Annotated in this window: 16 protein-coding genes; 7 read left to right on the forward strand and 9 right to left on the reverse strand. The window is 72.6% G+C overall.

Annotated features, from left to right (window positions below; translation table 11 throughout):
* Positions 1–16: 16 nt before the first annotated feature.
* Positions 17–2116, reverse strand: a complete 2100-nt coding sequence (locus AB0K12_RS35375) for an MMPL family transporter (protein ID WP_364571195.1) — start codon at positions 2114–2116, stop codon at positions 17–19.
* Between the two features lie 77 nt (positions 2117–2193).
* Here AB0K12_RS35375 and AB0K12_RS35380 point away from each other — a divergent pair, with 77 nt between their 5' ends.
* Positions 2194–2667: a MarR family winged helix-turn-helix transcriptional regulator gene (locus AB0K12_RS35380; protein WP_364571197.1), complete on the forward strand. Its 474-nt coding sequence runs from the start codon at positions 2194–2196 to the stop codon at positions 2665–2667.
* Between the two features lie 18 nt (positions 2668–2685).
* Here AB0K12_RS35380 and AB0K12_RS35385 read toward each other — a convergent pair whose 3' ends face one another.
* The gene (locus tag AB0K12_RS35385) at positions 2686–3402 is read right to left on the reverse strand and encodes a DUF2071 domain-containing protein (RefSeq protein WP_364571199.1); all 717 of its coding nucleotides are present in this window, start codon (positions 3400–3402) and stop codon (positions 2686–2688) included.
* A 127-nt stretch (positions 3403–3529) separates the two neighbouring features.
* Here AB0K12_RS35385 and AB0K12_RS35390 point away from each other — a divergent pair, with 127 nt between their 5' ends.
* The 3 genes from AB0K12_RS35390 to AB0K12_RS35400 are packed head-to-tail and all read left to right on the forward strand — an operon-like array spanning position 3530 to position 8404.
* Entirely contained in the window at positions 3530–4672 is a 1143-nt protein-coding gene (locus AB0K12_RS35390) for a glutamate--cysteine ligase (protein ID WP_364571200.1), read from the forward strand.
* A gap of 7 nt (positions 4673–4679) precedes the next feature.
* Positions 4680–6467, forward strand: coding sequence for an N-acetylglutaminylglutamine amidotransferase (locus AB0K12_RS35395; protein ID WP_364571202.1), 1788 nt, complete (start codon positions 4680–4682; stop codon positions 6465–6467).
* A 38-nt stretch (positions 6468–6505) separates the two neighbouring features.
* Entirely contained in the window at positions 6506–8404 is a 1899-nt protein-coding gene (locus AB0K12_RS35400) for an alpha/beta fold hydrolase (RefSeq protein ID WP_364571204.1), read from the forward strand.
* Between the two features lie 110 nt (positions 8405–8514).
* On the opposite strand, the gene AB0K12_RS35405 is transcribed toward AB0K12_RS35400, so the two are convergent.
* Together AB0K12_RS35405 and AB0K12_RS35410 are read right to left on the reverse strand one after the other, a co-directional pair.
* Positions 8515–9054, reverse strand: a complete 540-nt coding sequence (locus tag AB0K12_RS35405) for a hypothetical protein (RefSeq protein WP_364571206.1) — start codon at positions 9052–9054, stop codon at positions 8515–8517.
* 10 nt (positions 9055–9064) lie between these two features.
* Entirely contained in the window at positions 9065–9634 is a 570-nt protein-coding gene (locus AB0K12_RS35410) for a DUF5709 domain-containing protein (protein WP_364571208.1), read from the reverse strand.
* Positions 9635–9740: 106 nt separating this feature from the next.
* Between AB0K12_RS35410 and AB0K12_RS35415 the strand changes: the two genes are divergently transcribed.
* On the forward strand, positions 9741–9935 hold the full coding sequence (locus AB0K12_RS35415) for a hypothetical protein (protein WP_364571210.1): 195 nt from the start codon (positions 9741–9743) through the stop codon (positions 9933–9935).
* On the opposite strand, the gene yicI is transcribed toward AB0K12_RS35415, so the two are convergent.
* From yicI to AB0K12_RS35435, 4 genes are read right to left on the reverse strand one after another with little or no spacing between them, the layout of a single operon-like run.
* Positions 9920–12154: an alpha-xylosidase gene (yicI, locus tag AB0K12_RS35420; protein WP_364571212.1), complete on the reverse strand. Its 2235-nt coding sequence runs from the start codon at positions 12152–12154 to the stop codon at positions 9920–9922. The genes AB0K12_RS35415 and yicI overlap by 16 nt on opposite strands.
* Positions 12155–12159: 5 nt before the next feature.
* On the reverse strand, positions 12160–13044 hold the full coding sequence (locus tag AB0K12_RS35425; protein WP_364571214.1) for a carbohydrate ABC transporter permease: 885 nt from the start codon (positions 13042–13044) through the stop codon (positions 12160–12162).
* Positions 13041–13967, reverse strand: a complete 927-nt coding sequence (locus AB0K12_RS35430; protein ID WP_364571216.1) for a sugar ABC transporter permease — start codon at positions 13965–13967, stop codon at positions 13041–13043. The genes AB0K12_RS35425 and AB0K12_RS35430 overlap by 4 nt, the downstream gene beginning before the upstream one ends.
* A gap of 51 nt (positions 13968–14018) precedes the next feature.
* On the reverse strand, positions 14019–15368 hold the full coding sequence (locus AB0K12_RS35435; protein WP_364571218.1) for an extracellular solute-binding protein: 1350 nt from the start codon (positions 15366–15368) through the stop codon (positions 14019–14021).
* A gap of 124 nt (positions 15369–15492) precedes the next feature.
* On the opposite strand from AB0K12_RS35435, the gene AB0K12_RS35440 reads away from it, so the two are divergent.
* Positions 15493–16992, forward strand: a complete 1500-nt coding sequence (locus AB0K12_RS35440) for a glycoside hydrolase family 43 protein (RefSeq protein WP_364571220.1) — start codon at positions 15493–15495, stop codon at positions 16990–16992.
* Here AB0K12_RS35440 and AB0K12_RS35445 read toward each other — a convergent pair.
* Positions 16977–18002, reverse strand: coding sequence for a LacI family DNA-binding transcriptional regulator (locus AB0K12_RS35445; protein WP_364571222.1), 1026 nt, complete (start codon positions 18000–18002; stop codon positions 16977–16979). The genes AB0K12_RS35440 and AB0K12_RS35445 overlap by 16 nt on opposite strands.
* A 407-nt stretch (positions 18003–18409) precedes the next feature.
* Between AB0K12_RS35445 and AB0K12_RS35450 the strand changes: the two genes are divergently transcribed.
* Positions 18410–20707 (forward strand): tetratricopeptide repeat protein, encoded by a 2298-nt coding sequence (locus AB0K12_RS35450; RefSeq protein WP_364571224.1) that lies wholly within the window; start codon positions 18410–18412, stop codon positions 20705–20707.
* Positions 20708–20717 lie beyond the last annotated feature (10 nt).

The following is a 20717-nucleotide window of genomic DNA, read 5'->3' on the forward strand; positions in this document are numbered from 1 at the left end:
CGCCCGCCGCAGCTGTTCAGTGCCGCTGAGCCGGTGACGGCTCGGCGGCCGGCCTCGACTCGTGCGCGCGGCCCAGCCTGCTGGGCCACCAGGCCCGTCCGCCCAGCTCGCGGACGAGCGCCGGCACCAGCAGCGACCGCACCACGAGCGTGTCGAGCAGCACGCCGAACGCGACGATGAACGCGGTCTGCACGAGGAACGTCAGCGGGATCACGACCAGCGCGGCGAACGTGGCCGCGAGCACCACGCCCGCCGAGGTGATCACCCCGCCGGTGCTGACCAGGCCGCGCAGCACGCCCTCGCGGGCCCCGTGCAGCTCCGTCTCCTCGCGGACCCTGGACATCAGGAAGATGTTGTAGTCGACGCCCAGGGCCACCAGGAAGACGAACCCGTACAGCGGCACCGACGCGTCGCTGCCGGTGAAGCCGAGCAGGTGCTCGAAGACGAGCGTCGAGACGCCGAGCGTGGCCAGGAAGTTCAGCGCCACGGTGGCGACCAGCAGCACGGGCATGGCCAGCGAGCGCAGCAGCACGATGAGGATGAGCAGGATGATGACCAGCACGACCGGGACGATGAGCAGCGTGTCCTTCTTCGCGGTGTCGGTGGTGTCGAGCTGCTGGGCGCTGTAGCCGCCGACCAGCACGCCGCTCTCGGAGTGCAGCGAGTCGCGCAGCCGCTTGACGGTGTCCTTGGCGGCGTCACCGTCGGGCTCGTCGCGCAGCGTCGCCTCGATCAGCACCTTGCCGTCGACCACCTTGGCCGCGCCGCCGGGACGGCCGCTCTCGCTGACCGGCGTGGCCTCGAAGACGCCGTCGACGGCCTTCGCCCTCTCCGTCACGGCGGCGGCGCGGTCCTGCGGCGCGACGATGACGGCGGGCTGGCCTGAGCCGCCGGGGAAGTGCTCGCTGAGCGCCGCCTGCGCGGCCACGGAGGGCGCGTCGTTGACGAACGTCTCCTCCAGCGGCACGCCGCGCGCGTTGAACTGGGGCGCGAAGAGGGCGAGCGCGGCGAGCGGCAGCACGGACGCGGCCCACACCAGGCGCGGCCGGCGGTCGATGAGCGTGGCCACGCGGCCCCAGATGCCGCTCGCGCCGGCGTCGGCCGGGCGCGGCTTGGCCGGCCACAGGGCGGCGCGGCCGAGCAGGACCAGGGTGGCGGGCAGGAAGGTGAGCGCGCTGAGCGCGGCGCAGGCGATGCCGATGGCGCCGACCGGGCCGAGCGCGCGGTTGTTGGTCAGGCTGCTGAGCAGGAGGGCGAGCAGGCCGAGCGCCACGGTGGCGGCGCTGGCCACGATGGGCTCGATCGAGCGGCGCAGCGCGATGCGCCCGGCCGCGAACCTGTCGCGCCCGGCGGCCAGCTCCTCGCGGAAGCGGGCGGTGAGCAGCAGTGCGTAGTCGGTGGCCGCGCCGATGACAAGGATGGACAGGATGCCCTGCACCTGGCCGTCCACGCGGACGATGTCGCGGTCGGCCAGGAAGTAGACCACGGCGCAGGCCAGGCCGAGCGCGAAGACGGCGCCGGAGATGATGACCAGCGGCAGCAGCAGGCTGCGGTAGACGGCCAGCAGGATGACCAGGACGGTGATGAGCGCGACGCCGAGCAGCAGGCCGTCGATGCCGGAGAAGGCGTCACCCAGGTCGGCCCTGGTGGCGGCGGGGCCGCCGAGCTGCGTGGTCAGACCCTCGACGGGAACGGCGCCGCGGATGCGGTCCAGCACGTCGCCGAGGCCGCCGCTGCTGATGTCGGGGCTGAGCTGCACGATGCCCTGCAGCGCCTTCTTGTCGTCGGAGGCGAAGGCGGGCGAAGGGGCGCCGACGACACCGGACGTGCCGCGCAGCGCGGCGAGCGCCTTGGTGGCCGCCGCGGTCTGCCCGGGGGTGACGGCGGCGGCGTCGGAGGTCCAGATGACGATGACGGGTTGCGTGTCTCCCTGCCGGAACCTCTCCTGCACCTCCAGAACTCGTGTGGACTCGGCGCTCTCGGGCAGGAAGGCGGCCTGGTCGTTCGTGGAGACCTCGGAGAGCTTGCCGGCGAACGGTCCGAGACCGCCGCCCACGGCCAGCCAGGCCAGCACCAGCAGCGCCGGGACGAGCCAGCGGATCGATCGCCGCGCCATGCGGTGTCACCTTTCGTCATGCCTACTAGCTCGACCAGTGAGATTCTCAATTATCAAGCTAATGTAGCATGGTCCGCATGAACGGCGGCGAGGGGGACGGCGAGCCTGAGATCGACCTGCGGTCCTTCGCGGCCCGGCTGCGCCGGATGACCGCCGAGTTCAACCGCATCGCCCACGAGTTCGCCCAGGCGCAGGGGCTGCACACCACCGACGTCCAGGCGCTCATCATGATCTTCGACGCGCCCGAGCCGATCACGCCGGGCAAGTTGCGCGAGGAGCTCAACCTCACCTCGGGCGCGGTCACCGCCTGCCTCGACCGGCTGGAGCGGGCGGGGCACATCCGCCGGGTCCGCGACGTGCACGACCGGCGGGTGGTCCACCTGCATTATCGCGAGGCCGCCCAAGAGCTGGCCGGCGCGTTCTTCCGGCCCCTGGGGCACGGCACCGAGCGGGTGCTGAGCCGGTTCAGCCCGGGCGAGCTGCGCACGGCCGCCGCCTTCCTCGACACGATGAACGAGGAGCTCGGCGTGCTCCGCTCCACCCCCCGCTGACCGCAGCCCCCCTGACCCTCACCGGCCCCACATGCCGACCCGCACCGGGACGCCCGGTGAGCCGTGCACCAGCGGCGGCCCCTCGGCAGCGGGCAGGCCGGCGGCGCCTACCAGGTCCTGGTCCAGGCCGTCGAGCCAGGCGTGGTGCAGGGGCCAGGGCGGGTGCTCCACCTCGGCGGTGACCAGGCGGCCCGCCACAAGGCTGAACAGCCGGAACCTGGCGGTCAGGAAGTGCGCCAGGTCGTCCCGCTCGCGTTCCTGCAAGGGCACGCCGAGCGTCACGTCCACGTCGCAGCGGGCGCCGTACGGGCCGGGCAGCCGCCGGCGGCACCGGTAGCGGGTGCGGCCGTCGCGGATCTCGACCGACATGTCCGACCAGGCGTAAGGCAACCCGTAGCCGCCACGCCCACCGAGCGCGGCGGCCAGGCGGCCGGCGTCCAGGGACAGGAACCAGATGCCGGTACGGCCGCGCTCGTCGCTTACGTACGTCCGCAGGTTCGTCTCGGGGAACGCGGACAGCCAGGGCAGCGCGGGCAGGCCGGGGAGCCGTACGTCGCGCATGAGGAACGGCGTGAGCCCCACCCACGCCGACCCGTCGAACGTCTCGGCCGTCAGCCCCGCGGGAAGCTGTGCCTGCACCTGGTCCGGGTGGTAGCGCCAGTGCAGGAACGTCATCCGCGTCCACCGGTGGTACATCACCGGACGGCGCACGCGGGGTGACGGCGGGGGTCGCATCCGGTTCCCCTGCCCCGGGCGTGGACGGGTAGTCCGTGAGCTTTGACCTCGGGGAATTAGGTGCATTTGCCCTTTCTGTGGGGAGTGGAGAGGTTCACCGGATTCCACTGAACAAGGGGTGATGGTCGTGGAGGGAGACGAGGAAGCGATTCGGGTGGGGGTGGAGGAGGAGTTCCACGTCGTCGACCTCTCCACCCGCCGCCTGGCCGCGCGAGCCGACCTCCTGCTGGAGTCGCTGCCTCCGGAGAGCTACGCGCGTGAGCTGCAACGTTCGACGGTGGAGTCCAACAGCGCGCCGTTCATGAAGCTGGATGACCTGGCGCGCGACCTCGGGGAGCTGCGCCGGCGGCTGGTCGAGCAGGCCGACGCGGTGGAGCTGGGCATCGTCGCGGCCGGCAGCGCGCCGCTGGTCGAAAGACGCGAGCAGAAGGTGTCGCAGGAGCCCCGCTACGAACAGATGCTGAGCGACTACCAGCAGCTCACCAGGGACCAGCTCATCTGCGGCACGCACGTGCACGCCCAGGTGCGCGACCCCGATCTGGCCGTCGCGGTGGCGCACCGGCTGACGCCGTGGGTGCCGCCGCTGCTGGCGCTGTCGGCCAGCTCGCCGTACTGGGACGGCGAGGACACCGGGTACGCCAGCTACCGCAGCCTGATCTGGCAGCGCTGGCCCACGGCGGGCCCGATCGACAAGTACGACTCCGCCGCCGAGTACGACGAGATGATCAAGGAACTGATCCGCACCGGCGTCATCACCGACCCCGGGATGATCTACTCCGACATCCGTCCCTCGCAGCACGTGCCCACGGTCGAGCTGCGCATCTGCGACTCCTGCCCGCGCGTCGAGGACATCGTCCTGGTCACCGGCCTGTTCCGCGCGATGGTGGCGAGGGAGCTGCAGGAGATCCGCCAGGGCGTGGAGCGCACCGTGCAGCTCGCCGCCGTACGCGCGGCCTCCTGGCAGGCCGCCCGCTCGGGGCTGGAGGGCGAGCTGATCGACCCGGTGAGCGGCGTGCCCCGCCCGGCGCCGGTCGTGATCAGGCGGCTGGTCGAGGGCCTGCGGCCGCAGCTGGAGGAGACGGGCGACGCGGAGCTCGTGTCCGTGCTGGTCAAGGAGGCGCTGGCCAGAGGGACGTCGGCGGAGCGGCAGCGGCGCGCGTTCGCCAGGCGGGGGCGGCTGACCGACGTGGTGGACCTGCTGCTGGCCGAGACCAGGGCATACGGGTGGGATCGTCCAGGCGATCCGCCCGCGTACCGGTCGGCGTCGTGAGCGTGCCATGTGCGGATTGAGCGGAGAGCTGCGCTTCGACGGTGAAGAGGCCGACATCGGGGCCGTCGGGCGGATGACGGAGACGATGGACGCGCGCGGCCCCGACGGCTCCGGCCTGTGGTCGCGCGGCCCCGTCGCGCTGGGCCACCGGCGGCTGAAGATCATCGACCTGTCGGACAAGGGCGCCCAGCCGATGGTGGACGTCGAGCTGGGGCTGGCCGTCGTGTTCAACGGCTGCCTGTACAACTACGCCGAGCTGCGGCACGAGCTGCGCGGTGCCGGGTACCGCTTCTCCTCCACCTCCGACACGGAGGTGCTGATGAAGGCGTTCCACCGGTGGGGGCCACGCTGCGTCGAACGGTTCAAGGGCATGTTCGCCTTCGCCGTGTACGAACGCGCCACCGGCCGGCTGATCCTGGGCCGCGACCGGCTCGGCATCAAGCCGATGTACGTCACCGAGGACGGCCGCCGGCTGCGCTTCGCCTCCTCGCTGCCCGCCCTGCTGGCGGCGGGCGGCGTGGACACCGGCATCGACCCTGTGGCGCTGCACCACTACATGACCTTCCACGCGCTGGTGCCCGGCGAGCGCACGATCCTCGCGGGGGTGCGCAAGCTGCCGGCGGCGACCGTACGGGTGATCGAGGCGGACGGCACCCGCACCGACCACCGCTACTGGGACCCGCCCCACACCCGCGGCGCACTCCCGGAGGCGGCCGGGCTGAACGGCCGCGAGTGGCAGGACGCCGTCATGGACGCGCTGCGCGCCGCCGTACGCAGGAGGACGGTCGCGGACGTGCCCGTCGGCGTGCTGCTCTCCGGCGGCCTGGACTCCAGCCTCATCGTGGCGCTGCTGGCCGAGGAGGGGCGCGAGCCGCCGGTCACGTTCAGCATCGGCTTCGAGGCGGCGGGCGGGGAGCGGGGCGACGAGTTCGCGTACTCCGACCTGGTCGCCCGCCGCTTCGGCACCGACCACCACCGCATCCGCATCCCGGACGGGCGGCTGCTCGACGGGCTGCACGGCGCGGTGCGGGCGATGAGCGAGCCGATGGTCAGCCACGACTGCGTCGCCTTCTACCTGCTGGCGCAGGAGGTCGCCGAGCACGTCAAAGTGGTGCAGTCGGGGCAGGGGGCCGACGAGGTGTTCGCCGGTTACCGCTGGTTCCCGCCGCTGGCCGGGGTGCCCCGCGAGCTGGCCGCGGACGTCTACGCGCGCGCGTTCTTCGACCGGCCGCACGACGGGCTGGCCGCGATCCTGCCCAAGGAACGCCTGCTCGACCACGACGCCAGCGGCGACTTCGTGCGCGAGCACCTGGCCCGGCCCGGGGCGGACACCGCGCTGGACGCCGTGCTGCGCCTGGAGACCACCGCCATGCTGGTGGACGACCCGGTCAAACGGGTGGACAACATGACGATGGCGCACGGATTGGAGGCGCGTACCCCGTTCCTCGACCACGAGCTGGTGGAGCTGGCCGCGGCCTGCCCCGCCGAGCTGAAGCTGGCCCACGGCGGCAAGGGCGTGCTCAAGGACGCCGCCCGGCGGCTGCTGCCCGCCGAGGTCATCGACCGGCCGAAGGGGTACTTTCCCGTACCGGCGATCCGGCACGTGGACGGGGCGCTGCTCGACCTCGTGCGTGACGTGCTGACCGGCCGGGCGGCGCGTGAGCGTGAGCTGTTCCGCCGCGACTACGTGGACCGGCTGCTCGCCGACCCGGAAAGGGACAGGACGCCGACGGGCGTGAACACGTTGTGGCAGCTCGGCCTGCTGGAACTGTGGCTGCAGACGCACGGGCTGTGATGACGCGCCAGGCCGGCGAACCCCGCTCGCCTCTACCCGTGGGCGGGGCCGGGCCGGTCTACCCGTTCGCGCTCCCCCGCCTGGAGCACCTGGCTTGGCAGGAGCATCCGCATCCGGACGGGTGCCTGCTGGGCGGGTTGTCGTACCTGCCAGGGGTGGCCGGGCTGACCGCGTGGAGCTGCCTGGCGCCCGCTCTGGCGCCCGACAACAGCGCGGTCGCCTTCGTCAGCGACCACGACGGGTCGCCGCGCGTGTGGATCAGACCGCTGCTCGGAACGGCCGAGGCGTGGGTCGTGGACACGGGGCCGCAGCCGGTGGTGGACGTGAGCTGGGCGCCGACAGGGACGCATCTCGCCGTGCTCGTCGCGCCGGGCGGCGGCGAGCACACGCAGGTGTGGACCGTTCAGCCGCACGGCGGCGACCTTCGGCTGCTCGCCGCACCCGACGGCGGGTCCGCCTCGCTGGTGCGCTGGACCGGGCGCGGGGAGACGGTCCTCGTCACCGAGACGTCGGCGGACGGCGTGTCGAGGGCCGTGCTCGTGGACGCCGTCACCGGCGGGCGGCAGGTCATCGCCGCCGGCCCGCTGCTGCGGCCGGTGGCGATCAGCCGCGACCACGCCAGGATGCTGTTGCGGCGCGGGCCGCGGGGCCGCCGCCGGATGTACGTGGTGGACCTGCGCTCCGAGGCGCTCGGCGGGCACGAACCGAGCGACGAACGGCTCCTGCTGCCCGGACTGCCCGGCTCCACCGGCGACGGGGCGCTCTCCCCCGACGGCAGGACCGCGTACCTGGTGTCGGACGCCGGCCGCGACCGGGCCGCGCTGCTCGCCGTGCACCAGGGGGCCGAGGCCGTGGTGCTGGCCGAGCGGCGGGACGCCGAGCTGGACCGGTTCGCGCTGAGCGCCGACGGGCGCCGCGCGCTGCTCGTGTGGAACGCGCACGGCCGTTCCGAGCTGGACGTCATGGACCTCGAACGCGGCCGGCTCCAGCACCTCCCGCCCCCGCCCGCCGACGTGGTCACCTCCGCCCGCATCGGCTGGGACGGCGCCCTGGCCGCGCTCGCCGCCGAGAGCCCGCAGGAGCCGTCGCACGTCGTGCTCTGCGACCTCGACCAGGGCCGTTACCGCTACGCCGCCGGTGCGGGGCGGCTGCCCACGGCGGCCGGCGCCGAGCTGGTGCGCTTCCCGGCGCGCGACGGGCTGGAGCTCGCCGCCTGGCTCTACCGGCCGCCGCACGCGCAGGGGCCCGCGCCGTACGTGCTGTTCCTGCACGGCGGGCCCGAGGACCAGGAGCGGCCCGCGTTCAACCCGCTCTACCAGAGCCTGCTGGCCGCCGGGATCGGGGTGTTCGCCCCGAACGTGCGCGGCTCCGGCGGGTACGGGCGGGCCTTCCGCCAGGCCGACGACCGCGAGCTGCGCTTCCGCGCCATCGACGACGTCGCCGACTGCGCGGCCGAGCTGGCCCGCATCGGCGCCGGTGACCCGTCGAGGCTGGCCTGCATGGGCTGGTCGTACGGCGGCTATCTGACGCTGGCCACACTCGTGACCCACCCTGGCCTGTTCCGGGCCGGCGTGACCGTGAGCGGCATCGCCGACTTCGAGACCTTCTACGCCCGTACCGAACCGTGGATCGCCGCGGCGGCCGTCGGCGAGTACGGCCACCCGGACACCGACCGCCACCTGCTGCGCGCCCTGTCACCCCTGCGCGCCCTCGACCGCCTCACCGCTCCCCTGCTGGTGGTGCACGGAGCCCAGGACACCAACGTCCCGCTGTACGAGGCCGAGCAGGTGATCGCCGCGGCCGCCGCACTCGGCCTGCCCTGCGAGTCGTTGGTCTTCGACGACGAGGGCCATGAGATCCGCCGCATCGCCAACCGCGTCAGCTACGTCACCAGGGTCACGGACTGGCTCGCCGCCCACCTGCACCCCCACCGCTGAACGCGCCCACCACCCGGCTCGGGGAGGCAGGCCGGCCGGGTGCGGCGGGGGAGGTAACCCGGGTGCGGCGGGGCAGGTCGCCGCGTCACGGCCCGCGCCGTCGCGGCGCGTCAGTAGGGGCGGCCGGTGCCTTCGCCGGGGAGGTAGCCGCCGTCGTCGGCGCCCGTGCGGCCGGAGCCGCCGTCCGGGTCGTCTTCCTCGTCCGAGGCCACCCAGTCCATGTCGGCGCTGATGTGTTCGCCGCCGCGCAGCGCGCCCTCCGGCTCTGACGGGGGTTCGCCCTCGTCGTCCACGATGAGGCCGTGTTCCGACTCGTCCACCGGGCCTCGCACGCGGAAACCCGGGTCGCCCGGTTCGCCGCGCTGCTCGCGCTGGTCCTCCGGCATCGGGTGCGGGCTCGGGCCGTAGGTGGCGACGTGGTCCTCTATCTCGTCCGTACGGGAGGCGACGGCCTTCTCGTCCGAGCCCGCCGTCACCGACCATTCGTCGTCGCGGCCCGTGACGTATCCCATGGGCTCGGCGTACCCGGAGTCGTCGGAGCCGGGGATGCCGGCGGGCCCCACGTCGCCGCCCATGTCGTGCAGGTCGGGGTCGAACGTCGTGCCTTTGTCCTGCTCCCGGCGCTTGTCGTCGTCGTCCTTGCTCGCCATGGTCCTCCCCTCACTCCGGCTCGACGTGCATGGCGGCCTCCTCGGCGGTGAAGCCGCCGCCGTCGGGGCCGACCTCGGTGGCGATCTCGTCGGGCTCGTCGTCCCCGTGCGCGCCCTCGTCGGAGGCGACGAGGCGACCGGCGGGCCGCGGCTCGTCCCACACCTGCCCGGACGGCTCCTCGGGTTGTGCGCCGGGCACGGGGTCGATGCCGCTGTCCCGCTCACGGCGGGTGTCGAGGTCGGAGCCGACGCCGAGGCCGCCCTCCTCGGTCACCCGGTCCACGGCGGGCGCGTCGGAGTCGTCACCGGCCAGACGCCCGGCGGTCGCGCCCTCCTCCACCCCGAACTGGGGCTTGTCCTCGGGCACCTCCCGATCCAGCCGCCCGGACAGTGACTCGCCCTGGATCTGCTCGTCGTCGGTGGTGCCGAACTCCTCCACGGCCACCGGCTCGTCGGCGGGCAGGGGCGCCTCCTGCGGATCGACCGCCCACTGCTGCTGCGGCGTGCCGTCCTGGAGATCCGGTATGCCTTCGTCCTCGAACCGCGAACGAGGATCGTGCTCTGGTACGTGATGACTCATCTCAACTCCCTCATCTCGCCCGCTGCCCCCAAGGTCTCCGCAGTAACGCGGCCCGCGCCCCGCCAGGCGAAGCGCGGGCCGCCAGGGAGCGCCGGACCACCAGGGAGTGCGCCGGTACGCTTGGGTCCGGCGTACGCGGCGGGCTGCGGTGGCCATGGGCCGGGCCCTGCTCAAGGAGCCCGGCCTCGTCGGCCGCATCAGGCAGGACCCGGCCGCCACCTCCACCTGCATCCACTGCAACCGCTGCATGCCCACGATCTACCGGGGCACCCACTGCCCGATCGCTCAGGCGGGCTCGTGACGCCAGCCCGAGGGGGCCGTGGAGGTGACCGTCACCTCGCCGCCCGACCGGATGACCGTGAAACGGGCCGGCGTGCCGGTCGCGGGGTCGGTGACGGTGAGCGTGGTCTCGCCGTCCGGCCCGGGGTAGACGCGCAGGGTGAGGCCGTCGAGGTAGGCGTAGTCGGGCCGGTCGTCCCTGGCGCCGACGGGCAGCACGGCGCCCTCGCGCACGTAGATCGGCATCGAGGTGAAGCCATGCCGCTCGGTACGCCAGCGCCCGCCCTCCACCCGCTCCCCCGTCAGGTAGTTCGTCCACGTGCCGTCGGGCAGGTAGAACTCCACCGTCCCGTCAGGGGTGAAGACGGGGGCGACGAGCAGGTCGGGGCCGAGCATGTACTGGGTGTCGAGGTGTGCGGCGGTGCGGTCGCCGGGGAACTCCATCGCCATCGGCCGCATCACCGGCGTGCCGCTCTCGTGCGCCTCGACGCCCGCCTGGTACAGGTACGGCATCAGCCGTAGCTTGAGCTTGGTGAACAGCCGGGTGACCTCGACCGCCTCCTCGTCGAACGCCCACGGCACCCGGTAGGACGACGAGCCGTGCAGCCGCGAGTGCGAGGACATCAGCCCGAAGGCCACCCACCGCTTGAACACGCCGGGGTCGGGCGTGCCCTCGAAGCCGCCGATGTCGTGGCTCCAGAAGGAGAAGCCGGAGAACGCCAGCGACAGGCCGCCGCGCAGGCTCTCGGCCATGGACTCGTACGAGGAGCCGGAGTCGCCGCCCCAGTGGACGGGCAGCCGCTGCCCGCCGGCCGTGGCCGAGCGGGCGAACAGCACCGCCTCGCCCCGCCCGCGCCGCTCCTCCAGCACCTCGAACACGGCCTCGTTGTAGAGCTGGGTGTAGAGGTTGTGCATGCGCTCGGGCGCGGAGCCGTCGTGGTAGACGACGTCGAGTGGGATGCGCTCGCCGAAGTCGGTCTTGAACGCGTCCACGCCCTGGTCGAGCAGGCCACGCAGCTTCGACTGGAACCACCGCGTGGCGTCGGGGTCGGTGAAGTCGACCAGCCCCATGCCGGCCTGCCACATGTCCCACTGCCAGACGCCGCCGTCCGGCCGCCGCAGCAGGTAGCCCCGCTCGGCGGCCTCGGCGAACAGCGGCGAGCGCTGCCCGATGTACGGGTTGATCCACACGCAGACCCGCAGGTCCTTGGCGTGCAGCCGGGCCAGCATGCCCTCGGGGTCGGGGAAGACGCGCGGGTCCCACGCGAAGTCGCACCAGTTGAACTCGCGCATCCAGAAGCAGTCGAAGTGGAAGACCGACAGCGGCAGGTCCCGCTCGGCCATGCCGTCGATGAAGGAGGTGACGGTCCGCTCGTCGTAGTCGGTGGTGAACGAGGTGGACAGCCACAGCCCGTACGACCAGGCGGGCAAGCGGGCGGGGCGGCCGGTGAGCGCGGTGTAGCGTTCGATGATCTGCTTGGGGGTGGGCCCGTAGATGACGAAGTACTCCAGGCTCTCGTCCTCGACGGAGAACTGCACCCGCTGCACCACCTCCGACCCCACCTCGTACGACACGTGCCCCGGGTGATTGACGAAGACGCCGTAGCCGCGGTTGGTGAGGTAGAACGGCACGTTCTTGTACGCCTGCTCGGAGGAGGTGCCCCCGTCGGCGTTCCAGATGTCGACCGTCTGCCCGTTCTTGACCAGCGGCCCGAAGCGCTCGCCGAGCCCGTAGACCACCTCGCCGACGCCGAGCGACAGCTGCTGGGCGAGGTGGGCGGACGGCCCCGTCCTGGGCTTGCCGACCGGCCCCGGGTCTGTCTGGGCGTCGGCGGCGAGCTGGAAGTAGCCGATCGACTTGTGCCCGCTCGTGGTGAGCGGCCGGTCGTCGGCGTGGAAGGTCAGGTTCCAGGGGGCGCCGGGCGTCACGGTGGCGCTGAGCGCGCCGCTGGTGAGCGTCGTGCCGTCGGTCTTGGCCGGGCCGTCGCCCGGCAGGTCGAAGCCGCGCTGCTCGCCGCCGCCCCTGTGGTGGTCGATGCGGACGCGGATCACGTTCTCCAGCGGTGACGACAGCCGCAGGGTCAGCACCGGGCGGTTGAGGGTGTCGCCGCGCCGGGTGATGACGGTGGTGGGCGCGGTCACGGTGATCGCGTCGGCGCCGGCGTCGATGTCGTAGGCCTCGGCCGCGTACAGCGCGGTGACGCCGGGACGCAGCTGCCAGAGCCCGTCGGTGAACTTCATGCCCATCAACCTTTCAGGCCGCCGGCGAGCAGGTCCGCGCGCCAGAAGCGCTGCAGGACCAGCAGGAGGATGATCAGTGGGATGACGGCGACGGCGGAGCCGGTGATGACCAGCGAGTAGAGGTCGCCGTCGCCCGCGCCCTTGCCGAGGAACGTGTAAAGACCCAGCGTGATCGGGTATTTGTCCTGGTCGGAGAGCATGATGAAGGGCAGCAGGAAGTTGTTCCAGATGCCGACGAACTGCAGCAGGAACACCGTCACCAGGCCCTGGATCATCATCGGCAGCACGATCGTGACGAAGATCCGCAGCTCGCCGGCGCCGTCCAGGCGGGCCGCCTCCAGCGTGCTCTCCGGCACCGACGCCACCGCGAACACCCGGCACAGGAAGATGCCGAACGGGTTGATGATCACCGGCAGCAGCACCGACCAGTGCGTCCCCGCCAGGCCCACGGCGGCCAGCAGCAGATACTGCGGCACCGCCAGCACCACGCCGGGCACCAGCACGCCGGCCAGGATCGCCGAGAACAGCACCTGCCGGCCGCGGAAGCGGAACTTCGCCAGGGCGTAACCGGCCATCGCCGCCACCAGGGTCGACAGCACCGCCCCGAGGCCCGCGTAGATGAGCGAGTTGAGGCCCCACTTCCAGAACTGGCCGCCCCCGTAGGTGCTGAGGTCGATCAGGTTGTCGATCAGCCCGCTGCCCGGCGCGAACGAGAACGTGGTGAACAGCTCACGCGAGGTCTTCGAGGCGGCCAGCACCACCCAGGCGACGGGGGTCAGGCAGTAGAGCGCGCCGAGCAGCAGCACGACCAGCGCCAGCCGCGGCCTGCGCCGCTTCACCCCGCGCCGCCGGCCGAACTGGCGGTCGCCGGTGCTCGTGACGGCGGTCATGCGTTGTCTCCGAAGGTCCGGCGCTGGAAGAAGCGCAGCAACAGCAGCGAGATGGCGAGGATCCCGATGGCCAGCACCACGGATGCGGCGGCGGCCCCGCCCAGGTTGTCGTTCGAGAACGCCTCTTGGTAGATCTTCATCAGCGGCACCCACGTCCAGCTGATCGTGGTCGTCATCGGCCGCAGCGTGGCCGGCTCGCTGTAGAGCTGGAGGGTGCCGATCACCGAGAACAGGCCGGTGAGCACGAGCGCGGGCGCCACCAGCGGGATCTTGATCCGCCAGGCGATCTGCAGCTCGCTGGCCCCGTCGATGCGGGCCGCCTCGTAGACCGAGGTGGGGATGGCGCGCAGCGACGTGAAGATGATGATCATGTTGAAGCCGACGCCCGACCAGAGCGCGATGTTGGCCAGCGAGAAGTAGAGGGCGGGGAAGCCGAAGAAGTCCAGCGGCCCCGCGTTCAGCTCGCGGGCGATGTAGGTGATCGGGCTCGTGCTGGGCAGGTAGAGGAAGCCCCACAGCAGGCTGGCGATGACGCCGGGCACCGCGTACGGCAGGAAGATCGCCGTACGAGCGAAGCCGCGCGCCCGCACCCTCGGGGTGTCGAGCAGCAGCGCGAACAGCAGGGCCAGGCCGAGCACGCTCGGGATGGAGATCACCCCGTACAGCAGCACGCGGCCGAGCCCGGCGGCGTACTCGGGGTCGCTGAGCGCGGCGGTGTAGTTGTCCAGCCCGACGAAGGTCTGCACGCGCCGCCCGAACGCCCCGCCGCCTTCGACGCGGAAGCCGCGGAAGCTCAGGTAGATCGCGTAACCGATCGGGATGACCATGAACAGCGTGAACAGCACGATCGCCGGCGAGGCGAACAGCCATGGGGTGGCGACGGCGCGCAGGCGGGTGCGGCGGCCGGCGGAGGAGGCGGGCATGAGACGTCCAGAGTGGGATCGAGCGGGGGCCCTGGGCGGGCCCCGCGCGTCTTACTGGGTGACGGTGTAACCGGACTTCTGCAGGTCGGCGACCACCGCCTGCTGCGTGGCCTGGTACACCTCCCGGAAGGAGGACTTGGCCAGCGCGGCCTTGTTGAGCGCGTCGCCGAAGGCGCTCTGAGCCACGTTGACGTTCGGCCCCCAGGTGACCGGGATCGTGGTGTTCTTGATCACCTGGTCGGTGACCTGGTAGAAGTCCTTCTGCTGCGGCATCAGCTTAGGCGGCTCGTGCGAGAGCGTGGCCTGCCGGCCGGCGTTGCCGCCGGGGAAGAGGTCGAGGCCGAGCAGCAGCTTCGAGCCCTCCTCCGAGGCGCCCAGCCAGGCCGCGAACTTCGCCGCCTCGGCGGCGTGCTTCGACTTCTCCGGCACCAGGAACGCCGATCCGCCGAGGAACGGCACGGCCGGGTCGCCCTTCGTCCACTGCGGCAGCGGCGCCGACTCCCACTTGCCCGCGGTGTCGGGCGCGACCGTGTAGAGCACGCTCGGCGCCCAGGCCGCGGCCGCCCAGCTGAGGATCTTGCCCTTGTTGACCTGGGCGTTCCACTCCGGCGTGAGCAGCGGCTCGACCTTGACCAGGTCGCGCTCGACGAGGTCCTGCCAGAAGTCGGCGGTCTTCAGCGACGGCTCGCTCGCGATGCCGACCTTCCAGCTGTTGCCGTCGGTGCTCCACCACTGCGCGCCGGCCTGGGCGGCCTGCGCGGCGAAGAACTCGAGCTGGCTGGCCGCGAAGCTGGCGATGTAGGCCTCGGGGTCCTTCTTGTGGATCTTCTCGGCGGCGTCGGCGTACTCGGCCCACGTGGTGGGGACCTTCACGCCGAACTTGTCGAACAGGTCCTTGCGGTAGGTGAGCACCATCGGGCCGATGTCCTGGGGGACGCCGTACACCTGGTTGTTGAAGGTGGTCTGGGCCCAGATGTTCGGGTCGACGTTCGCCTTGACGGACGCCACGTCGGCGGTGATGTCCTTGACGGCGCCCGCCACGACCAGCGCGGGCACCCCGCGGTACTCGATCTGCACCACGTCGGGGGTGTCGCCGGCCTGGTCGGCGGCCAGCAGCTTGGCGGCGGTGTCGGACGTGCCGCCCACCTCCGAGAGCTTGACCGTGACGTTGGGGTTCAGCTCGTGGTACTTGTCCACGATCGCCTGCGCGCCGGGGTCGCTGCCCTTGAGGCTCCAGGTCCAGAACTGCAGCGTGATCGGGCCGTCCGCGCTCGCCGTGCCCGAGGATTCCGGCTCGCTCGAACCGCATGCGGCCAGCGAAGCCGTCAGGGCCGCGACCAGTGCGGCGGCGCCCAGGAGCGTCCTGCGCCTGCGGCGCGGGGGCAGGGAGGGTGGGGTCATGGCGGTCTCCTCGGACAGGTGCTCTCCGGCGGGGGGCCGGGTCGTGCGTGGGGTTTCTAACCTGATGTTAACGTTGTCATTCTGTCAAGCCCCTTCTTGTAACGCGCCACCGGAGCCCGCCCCCGTGCCTGCCTTTCGCAACCCCGTCCTGCCCGGCTGCCATCCGGACCCGTCGATCTGCCGGGTCGGGGCCGACTTCTACCTGGTCACCTCGTCGTTCGCGTACTTCCCTGGGCTGCCCGTCTTCCACAGCCGTGACCTGGTGCGATGGCGGCAGCTCGGCCACGTGGTGGACCGGCCGGGCCTGCTGCCGCTGGAGGGGCTCGACGTCTCCGACGGGCTGTGGGCGCCCACGATCCGCCACCACGAGGGCCGCTTCTACGTCGTGTCCACGCTCGCCGTGGAGCGGCGCGGGCACCTCACCTTCGTCGCCACCGCCGACGACCCGGCCGGGCCGTGGTCGGACCCGGTGCCGCTGGAGGCCGAAGGCATCGACCCCTCGCTGTTCTTCGACGACGACGGCCGCTGCTGGTTCACCGCCTGCCGGGACGCCGCCGGCGACGTCGGGCCGGGCGAGTTGTGGATGCGGGAGCTGGATCTCCAGCGGCTGAAGCTCGTGGGGCCGACCCACGTGCTGTGGCACGGCGCCGTACGAGGGGCGTGGGTGGAGGCGCCGCACCTGTACAAGCGGGACGGGACGTACCACCTGATCGCGGCCGAGGGCGGCACCGAGCGCAACCACAGCGTCACCGCCGCCCGCTCGGAAACCGTCACCGGCCCGTACGTCACCGACCCGCGCAGCCCTCTGCTCACCCACCGGCACCGGGACCCCGGCGAGCCGGTGCACAACGTGGGACACGCCGACCTGGTGGACACCCCCGACGGCGAGACGTGGGCGGTGACGCTGGGCGTCCGCCCCATCGACGGCACCCACACGCTGGGCCGCGAGACCTTCCTGGTGCCCGTCACCTGGACGCCCGCCGGGCCGGTCTTCGCCCCTGAGTCAGGCGGGGTCCGCCTGGACGAACGCCTCCCCTCGATCGCCGCCGCCCTCCCCGAGGACGAGCCGCCGGCCGGGCGGGAGCACTTCGACGGACCGGTGCTCGGGCCGGAGTGGAACAGCCTGCGTGGCCCGGTGGATCACCTGACGGGCGGCGGGCTGGAGATCGAGGCCGGTCCTGAGCCGCTCTCGGCCCTGGGCGTGCCCGCGTTCGTCGGGCGGCGGCAGCAGCACGTCCGCTTCCGCGCCCGCACCAGCCTCACCTTCGCGGGCGCTCGACCGGGCGCCGAGGCGGGGCTGGCGGTCTTCCAGAACCAGGATCAGCACGCGACGCTCGCCCTCATCGACGGCGAGGCGGTGCTGACCGTACGGGAGTCGGGCGTCCCCACCCGCCTGGCCGCCGCGCCGGTGCACGGGGAGGAGGTCGTGCTGGAGGTGGAGGGCGACGAGACCGGCTACACGTTCCGCGCCGGCTCCGCCACCACCTGGGCCACGCTCGGCACGGTCGAGCGCGCCGTCCTCAGCACCGAGCGCGCCGGCGGGTTCGTCGGCGTCTACCTGGGCCTCTACGCCTCCGGCGGCGGGCGGGCCAGGTTCGGCTGGTTCGACTACGAGCCTGCCTGATCCCTGGGCGGGGCGGTGCTGCGGCGGACCACCAGCTCGGGCGGGATGCGCTCGGTCGCGGGCGCGTCGCCCTTGATCCGCCCCAGCAGCTGCTCGACGCAGCGCTCGCCGAGCCCGAGGAAGTCCTGACGGACGGTGGTCAGCGCGGGCACCAGGTACGCGGCTCCCGGTATGTCGTCGAACCCGACGAGCGAGACGTCCTGCGGCACCCGCACGCCCAGCTCGGCGAAGGCCGCCAGCACCCCCATGGCCATCTGGTCGTTGCCGGTGAAGATCGCGGTCGGCGGCTCGGCTTCGTGCCGGGTCACGAGGTAGGTGGCCAGCCGGTAGCCGCTGTTGCCGGTGAAGTCGCCCTCGAACAGCTCGCCCCGGGCCTCCGGCACCTCCGCCAGCGCGGCCCGCCAGCCGTCCACCCGGGCCCGCGCGTCGTAGGTGCGCAGCGCGCCCGTGAGGTAGGCGATGCGGCGATGTCCCAGCTCCAGCAGGTGGCGTACGGCCAGTCGCGCCCCCAGCTCCTGGTCCAGCTCGACGAAACCGAGGTCGGGGTTGGGCACCGTGCCGGACACGATGACCGTCACCGGCACGTCGGTGGCGATCTCGGCCAGCGCGTCCACCACCATCGGCCGGTCGCCGATCACCGCGACCGCCTCGACCGCCTGGTCGGTGAGCCGCCGCAGCGTCTCGGCGAAGTCGCGGGTGCTGCCGCCCTGCCAGCTCGCCAGGTTCACCCAGTAGCCGGCGCGCTGGGCCGCGCTCTGCACGCCGCGCAGCATCCTGGGCAGCTCGTACAGCTCGGCGCCGGCCAGCACCACGCCGATCGTGGAGGAGCGGCGGCTCTTGAGCGCGCGGGCGACGCTGTTGCGCCGGTAGCCGAGCTTCTCGATGGCGGCCTCGACCCTGGCCCGGGTCTCGGGGCGTACGGAGGGGTGGTCGTTGAGCACGCGGGAGACGGTGACGTGGGACACGCCTGCCTCGCGTGCCACGTCCACCATGCCCGGTGCCCGATTCATGTTCATGCTCCCGCCTCCGCAGAAGACGGATCATATAGGGCATGCCGTGGTCGCAGGGATGCGCCTTTGCGGCGTGCGCGATGCGCTGTCCGGCGAATGCCCGGTTTTCGCCCTGGTGGCCGGCCGCTTTCACCGGCGAAGATGAAGGGCCGGTGACGCCATTCTCGCCGACGCGGGGTCCGCCTGCCGCACGTGCGGCTCCGGGCGATGATCCACCGTGACAACATTCTCTGCTTTTCGCACGATCACACGATCAATGCCGAGCTCAGATCATTTATCCCGCCATTTCGGACACACCTCCGAAATAAACAGACATGACACCCCTAGGTGTTACGGATGGTCTCGTAGACTCCACCCCGGCGGGGGGCACGGGGATATGGGCAATGCGCATGGATCGAGGGGTCACCATGTCTGCTGGGATTGTTCAGGAGGGTCAGAGTCTGGGAGCGCTCGTCCGGGCGTGGCGCAACAGGGCGCTGCTGACCCAGGAGGAGCTGGCGAGCAAGACCGGGGTCAACGTACGGACGATCCGCCGGCTGGAGGGCGACGCGGTGGAGCGGCCCCGCAGCAGGTCGCTCCGGCTGCTGGCCGAGGCGCTCCAGCTCGACCCGCTCGAACAGGCCGCCTTCGCCGCCGCCGCCCAGGCGGGCCCTCCTCCCCCGCCCGCCGAAGAGGCTTCCAGCGCGGAGACCGAAGGCGGGCGGCGCGTGCCACGGCAGCTTCCTGTGGGGGTGTCCAGGTTCGCGGCCAGGACGGAGGAGCTCGCGGAGCTGGACCAGTTGCTGAGGCCGCAGGCGGGCGGCGCGGCCGCCCGGATCTGCGTCGTCTCCGGCATGGCCGGCGTCGGCAAGACGTGCCTGGCGCTGCACTGGGCGCACCGGGCCCGCGGCTGGTTCCCCGACGGCCAGCTCTACGTGAACCTCAAGGGCTTCTGCCCGTCGGGCGACGCCGTGGACCCGCGCGACGCCCTGGGCACGTTCCTTGAGGCGCTGGGCGTACCGCCGCGGCAGATCCCCGACGACCTCGCCGCACGGTCCGCCCTCTACCGCACGACGCTGTCGGACAGACGGGTCCTCATCGTGCTGGACAACGCCCTGGAGGCCGAGCAGGTCAAGCCGCTGCTGCCCGCGGCCCCGTCCTGCGCGGTGCTGGTGACCAGCCGCAACACGCTGACCGGCCTGGTCGCGACGGAGGCGGCCGCCGCGCTGACCCTCGACCTGCTGCGCGACGACGAGGCCAGGGAGCTGCTGGCCGGCCGTCTGGGCGCGGCCCGCGTCGCCGCCGAGCCCGAGGCGGCCGGGGCGATCATCGCCCGCTGCGCCGGGCTGCCGCTGGCGCTGGCGATCACGGCCGCGCACGCCGCCACCCACGCGCTCTCCCTGGCCTCGGTCGCCGCCCAGCTCGGCGACCGGCGCCGCCGCCTCGACACGCTCGACGCCGGTGATCCGGCGGCCGACGCCCGTGCCGTCTTCTCCTGGTCGTACCGGACGCTGAGCGCCGAGACGGCCCGCCTGTTCCGGCTGCTGGCGGTGCATCCAGGGCCCGACTTCACCCCGGCCGCGATGGCCAGCCTGGCGGGCGTCACCCCGGAACGGTTACGCGCATTGGTCGGCGAGCTGCGCAGCGCGCACCTGCTCATCGAGCACCTGCCCGGCCGCTACAGCCTGCACGACCTGCTGCGCAGCTACGCCGCCGAGCTCGTACGCCCGCATGCCGCCGAGCGGCGGGCCGCGCTGCACCGCCTGCTCGACCACCACCTGCACACCGGCCACGCCGCCGCCCGCCTGCTCAACCCGCACCGCGAGCCCATCACCCTCGCCCCCCGCCAGGCGGGCGTGACGGTCACCGCGTTCGACGGCTACGAGCAGGCGTTCGCCTGGTACGCGAGCGAGCACCGCGTGCTGCTCGGGCTGATCTCCCGGGCCGCCGCCGAGGCGTTCGACGTGCACGCCTGGCAGCTCGTCTGGGTCGTCACCGACTTCCTCTACCGGCAGGGCCACTGGGACGAGTGGCGCGCCACCCAGCGCACCGGGCTGGCCGCCGCCGAGCGGCTCGGCGACGTACGCGCGCAGGCCATCGCGCACCGCGGCATCGCCATGGCCTGCTCGAACCTGGGCCGGCACGTGGAGGCGCAGCCGCACATCAGGCTCGCGCTCGACCTGTACGACCGGCTCGGCGACCGCGTCGGCCAGGCCCACACCCACGTCAACCTGTGCGCGCTGCTCTACCGGCAGGGCCAGTACGCCGAGGCGCTGCGCCACGGCACGCGGGCGCTGCGCCTCTACGTGGCCGCCGACGACCTCATCGGGCAGGCGATGGCGCTCAACACGACGGGCAACGTGCTCGTGGAGACCGGCGAGTACGAGCAGGCGCTGCGTTACTGCCGCCGGGCCGCCGCCCTGTACGAGCAGCTCGACGACCCCAACAACCAGGCGCTGACCTGGGACACCATCGGCCACGCCTACCACCGGGCGGGCCGGCACTCCGACGCGGTGGCGTACTACCGGCGGGCGGCCACGGTGTTCGAGGAGCTGGACAGCCGCTCCTTCCTCGCCCAGACGCTCGTCAACCTGGGCGACGTCCACGCCACGGCCGGCGCGCGGGAACAGGCCCGCGCCGCATGGCGCCGGGCACTCGACCTGCTCGCCGAGTCGGGCCAGCCCCAGGCGGACGCCGTACGCGAGAAACTCGCCGCCCTCCCGTGACCGCCGGAGG

The organism is Nonomuraea sp. NPDC049419, from assembly GCF_040676995.1.
Classification (GTDB): Bacteria; Actinomycetota; Actinomycetes; order Streptosporangiales; family Streptosporangiaceae; genus Nonomuraea; species Nonomuraea salmonea.

Excerpts from the sequence above, each read along its gene's own strand:
- AB0K12_RS35375 (WP_364571195.1), bottom strand. The coding sequence starts at position 2,116 with ATGGCGCGGCGATCGATCCGCTGGCTCGTCCCGGCGCTGCTGGTGCTG.
- yicI (WP_364571212.1), bottom strand. The coding sequence starts at position 12,154 with ATGAAGTTCACCGACGGGCTCTGGCAGCTGCGTCCCGGCGTCACCGCG.
- AB0K12_RS35405 (WP_364571206.1), bottom strand. The coding sequence starts at position 9,054 with ATGGCGAGCAAGGACGACGACGACAAGCGCCGGGAGCAGGACAAAGGC.
- AB0K12_RS35450 (WP_364571224.1), top strand. The coding sequence starts at position 18,410 with ATGTCTGCTGGGATTGTTCAGGAGGGTCAGAGTCTGGGAGCGCTCGTC.
- AB0K12_RS35385 (WP_364571199.1), bottom strand. The coding sequence starts at position 3,402 with ATGCGACCCCCGCCGTCACCCCGCGTGCGCCGTCCGGTGATGTACCAC.
- AB0K12_RS35425 (WP_364571214.1), bottom strand. The coding sequence starts at position 13,044 with ATGACCGCCGTCACGAGCACCGGCGACCGCCAGTTCGGCCGGCGGCGC.
- AB0K12_RS35430 (WP_364571216.1), bottom strand. The coding sequence starts at position 13,967 with ATGCCCGCCTCCTCCGCCGGCCGCCGCACCCGCCTGCGCGCCGTCGCC.
- AB0K12_RS35445 (WP_364571222.1), bottom strand. The coding sequence starts at position 18,002 with ATGAATCGGGCACCGGGCATGGTGGACGTGGCACGCGAGGCAGGCGTG.
- AB0K12_RS35410 (WP_364571208.1), bottom strand. The coding sequence starts at position 9,634 with ATGAGTCATCACGTACCAGAGCACGATCCTCGTTCGCGGTTCGAGGAC.
- AB0K12_RS35435 (WP_364571218.1), bottom strand. The coding sequence starts at position 15,368 with ATGACCCCACCCTCCCTGCCCCCGCGCCGCAGGCGCAGGACGCTCCTG.
- AB0K12_RS35380 (WP_364571197.1), top strand. The coding sequence starts at position 2,194 with ATGAACGGCGGCGAGGGGGACGGCGAGCCTGAGATCGACCTGCGGTCC.
- AB0K12_RS35395 (WP_364571202.1), top strand. The coding sequence starts at position 4,680 with ATGTGCGGATTGAGCGGAGAGCTGCGCTTCGACGGTGAAGAGGCCGAC.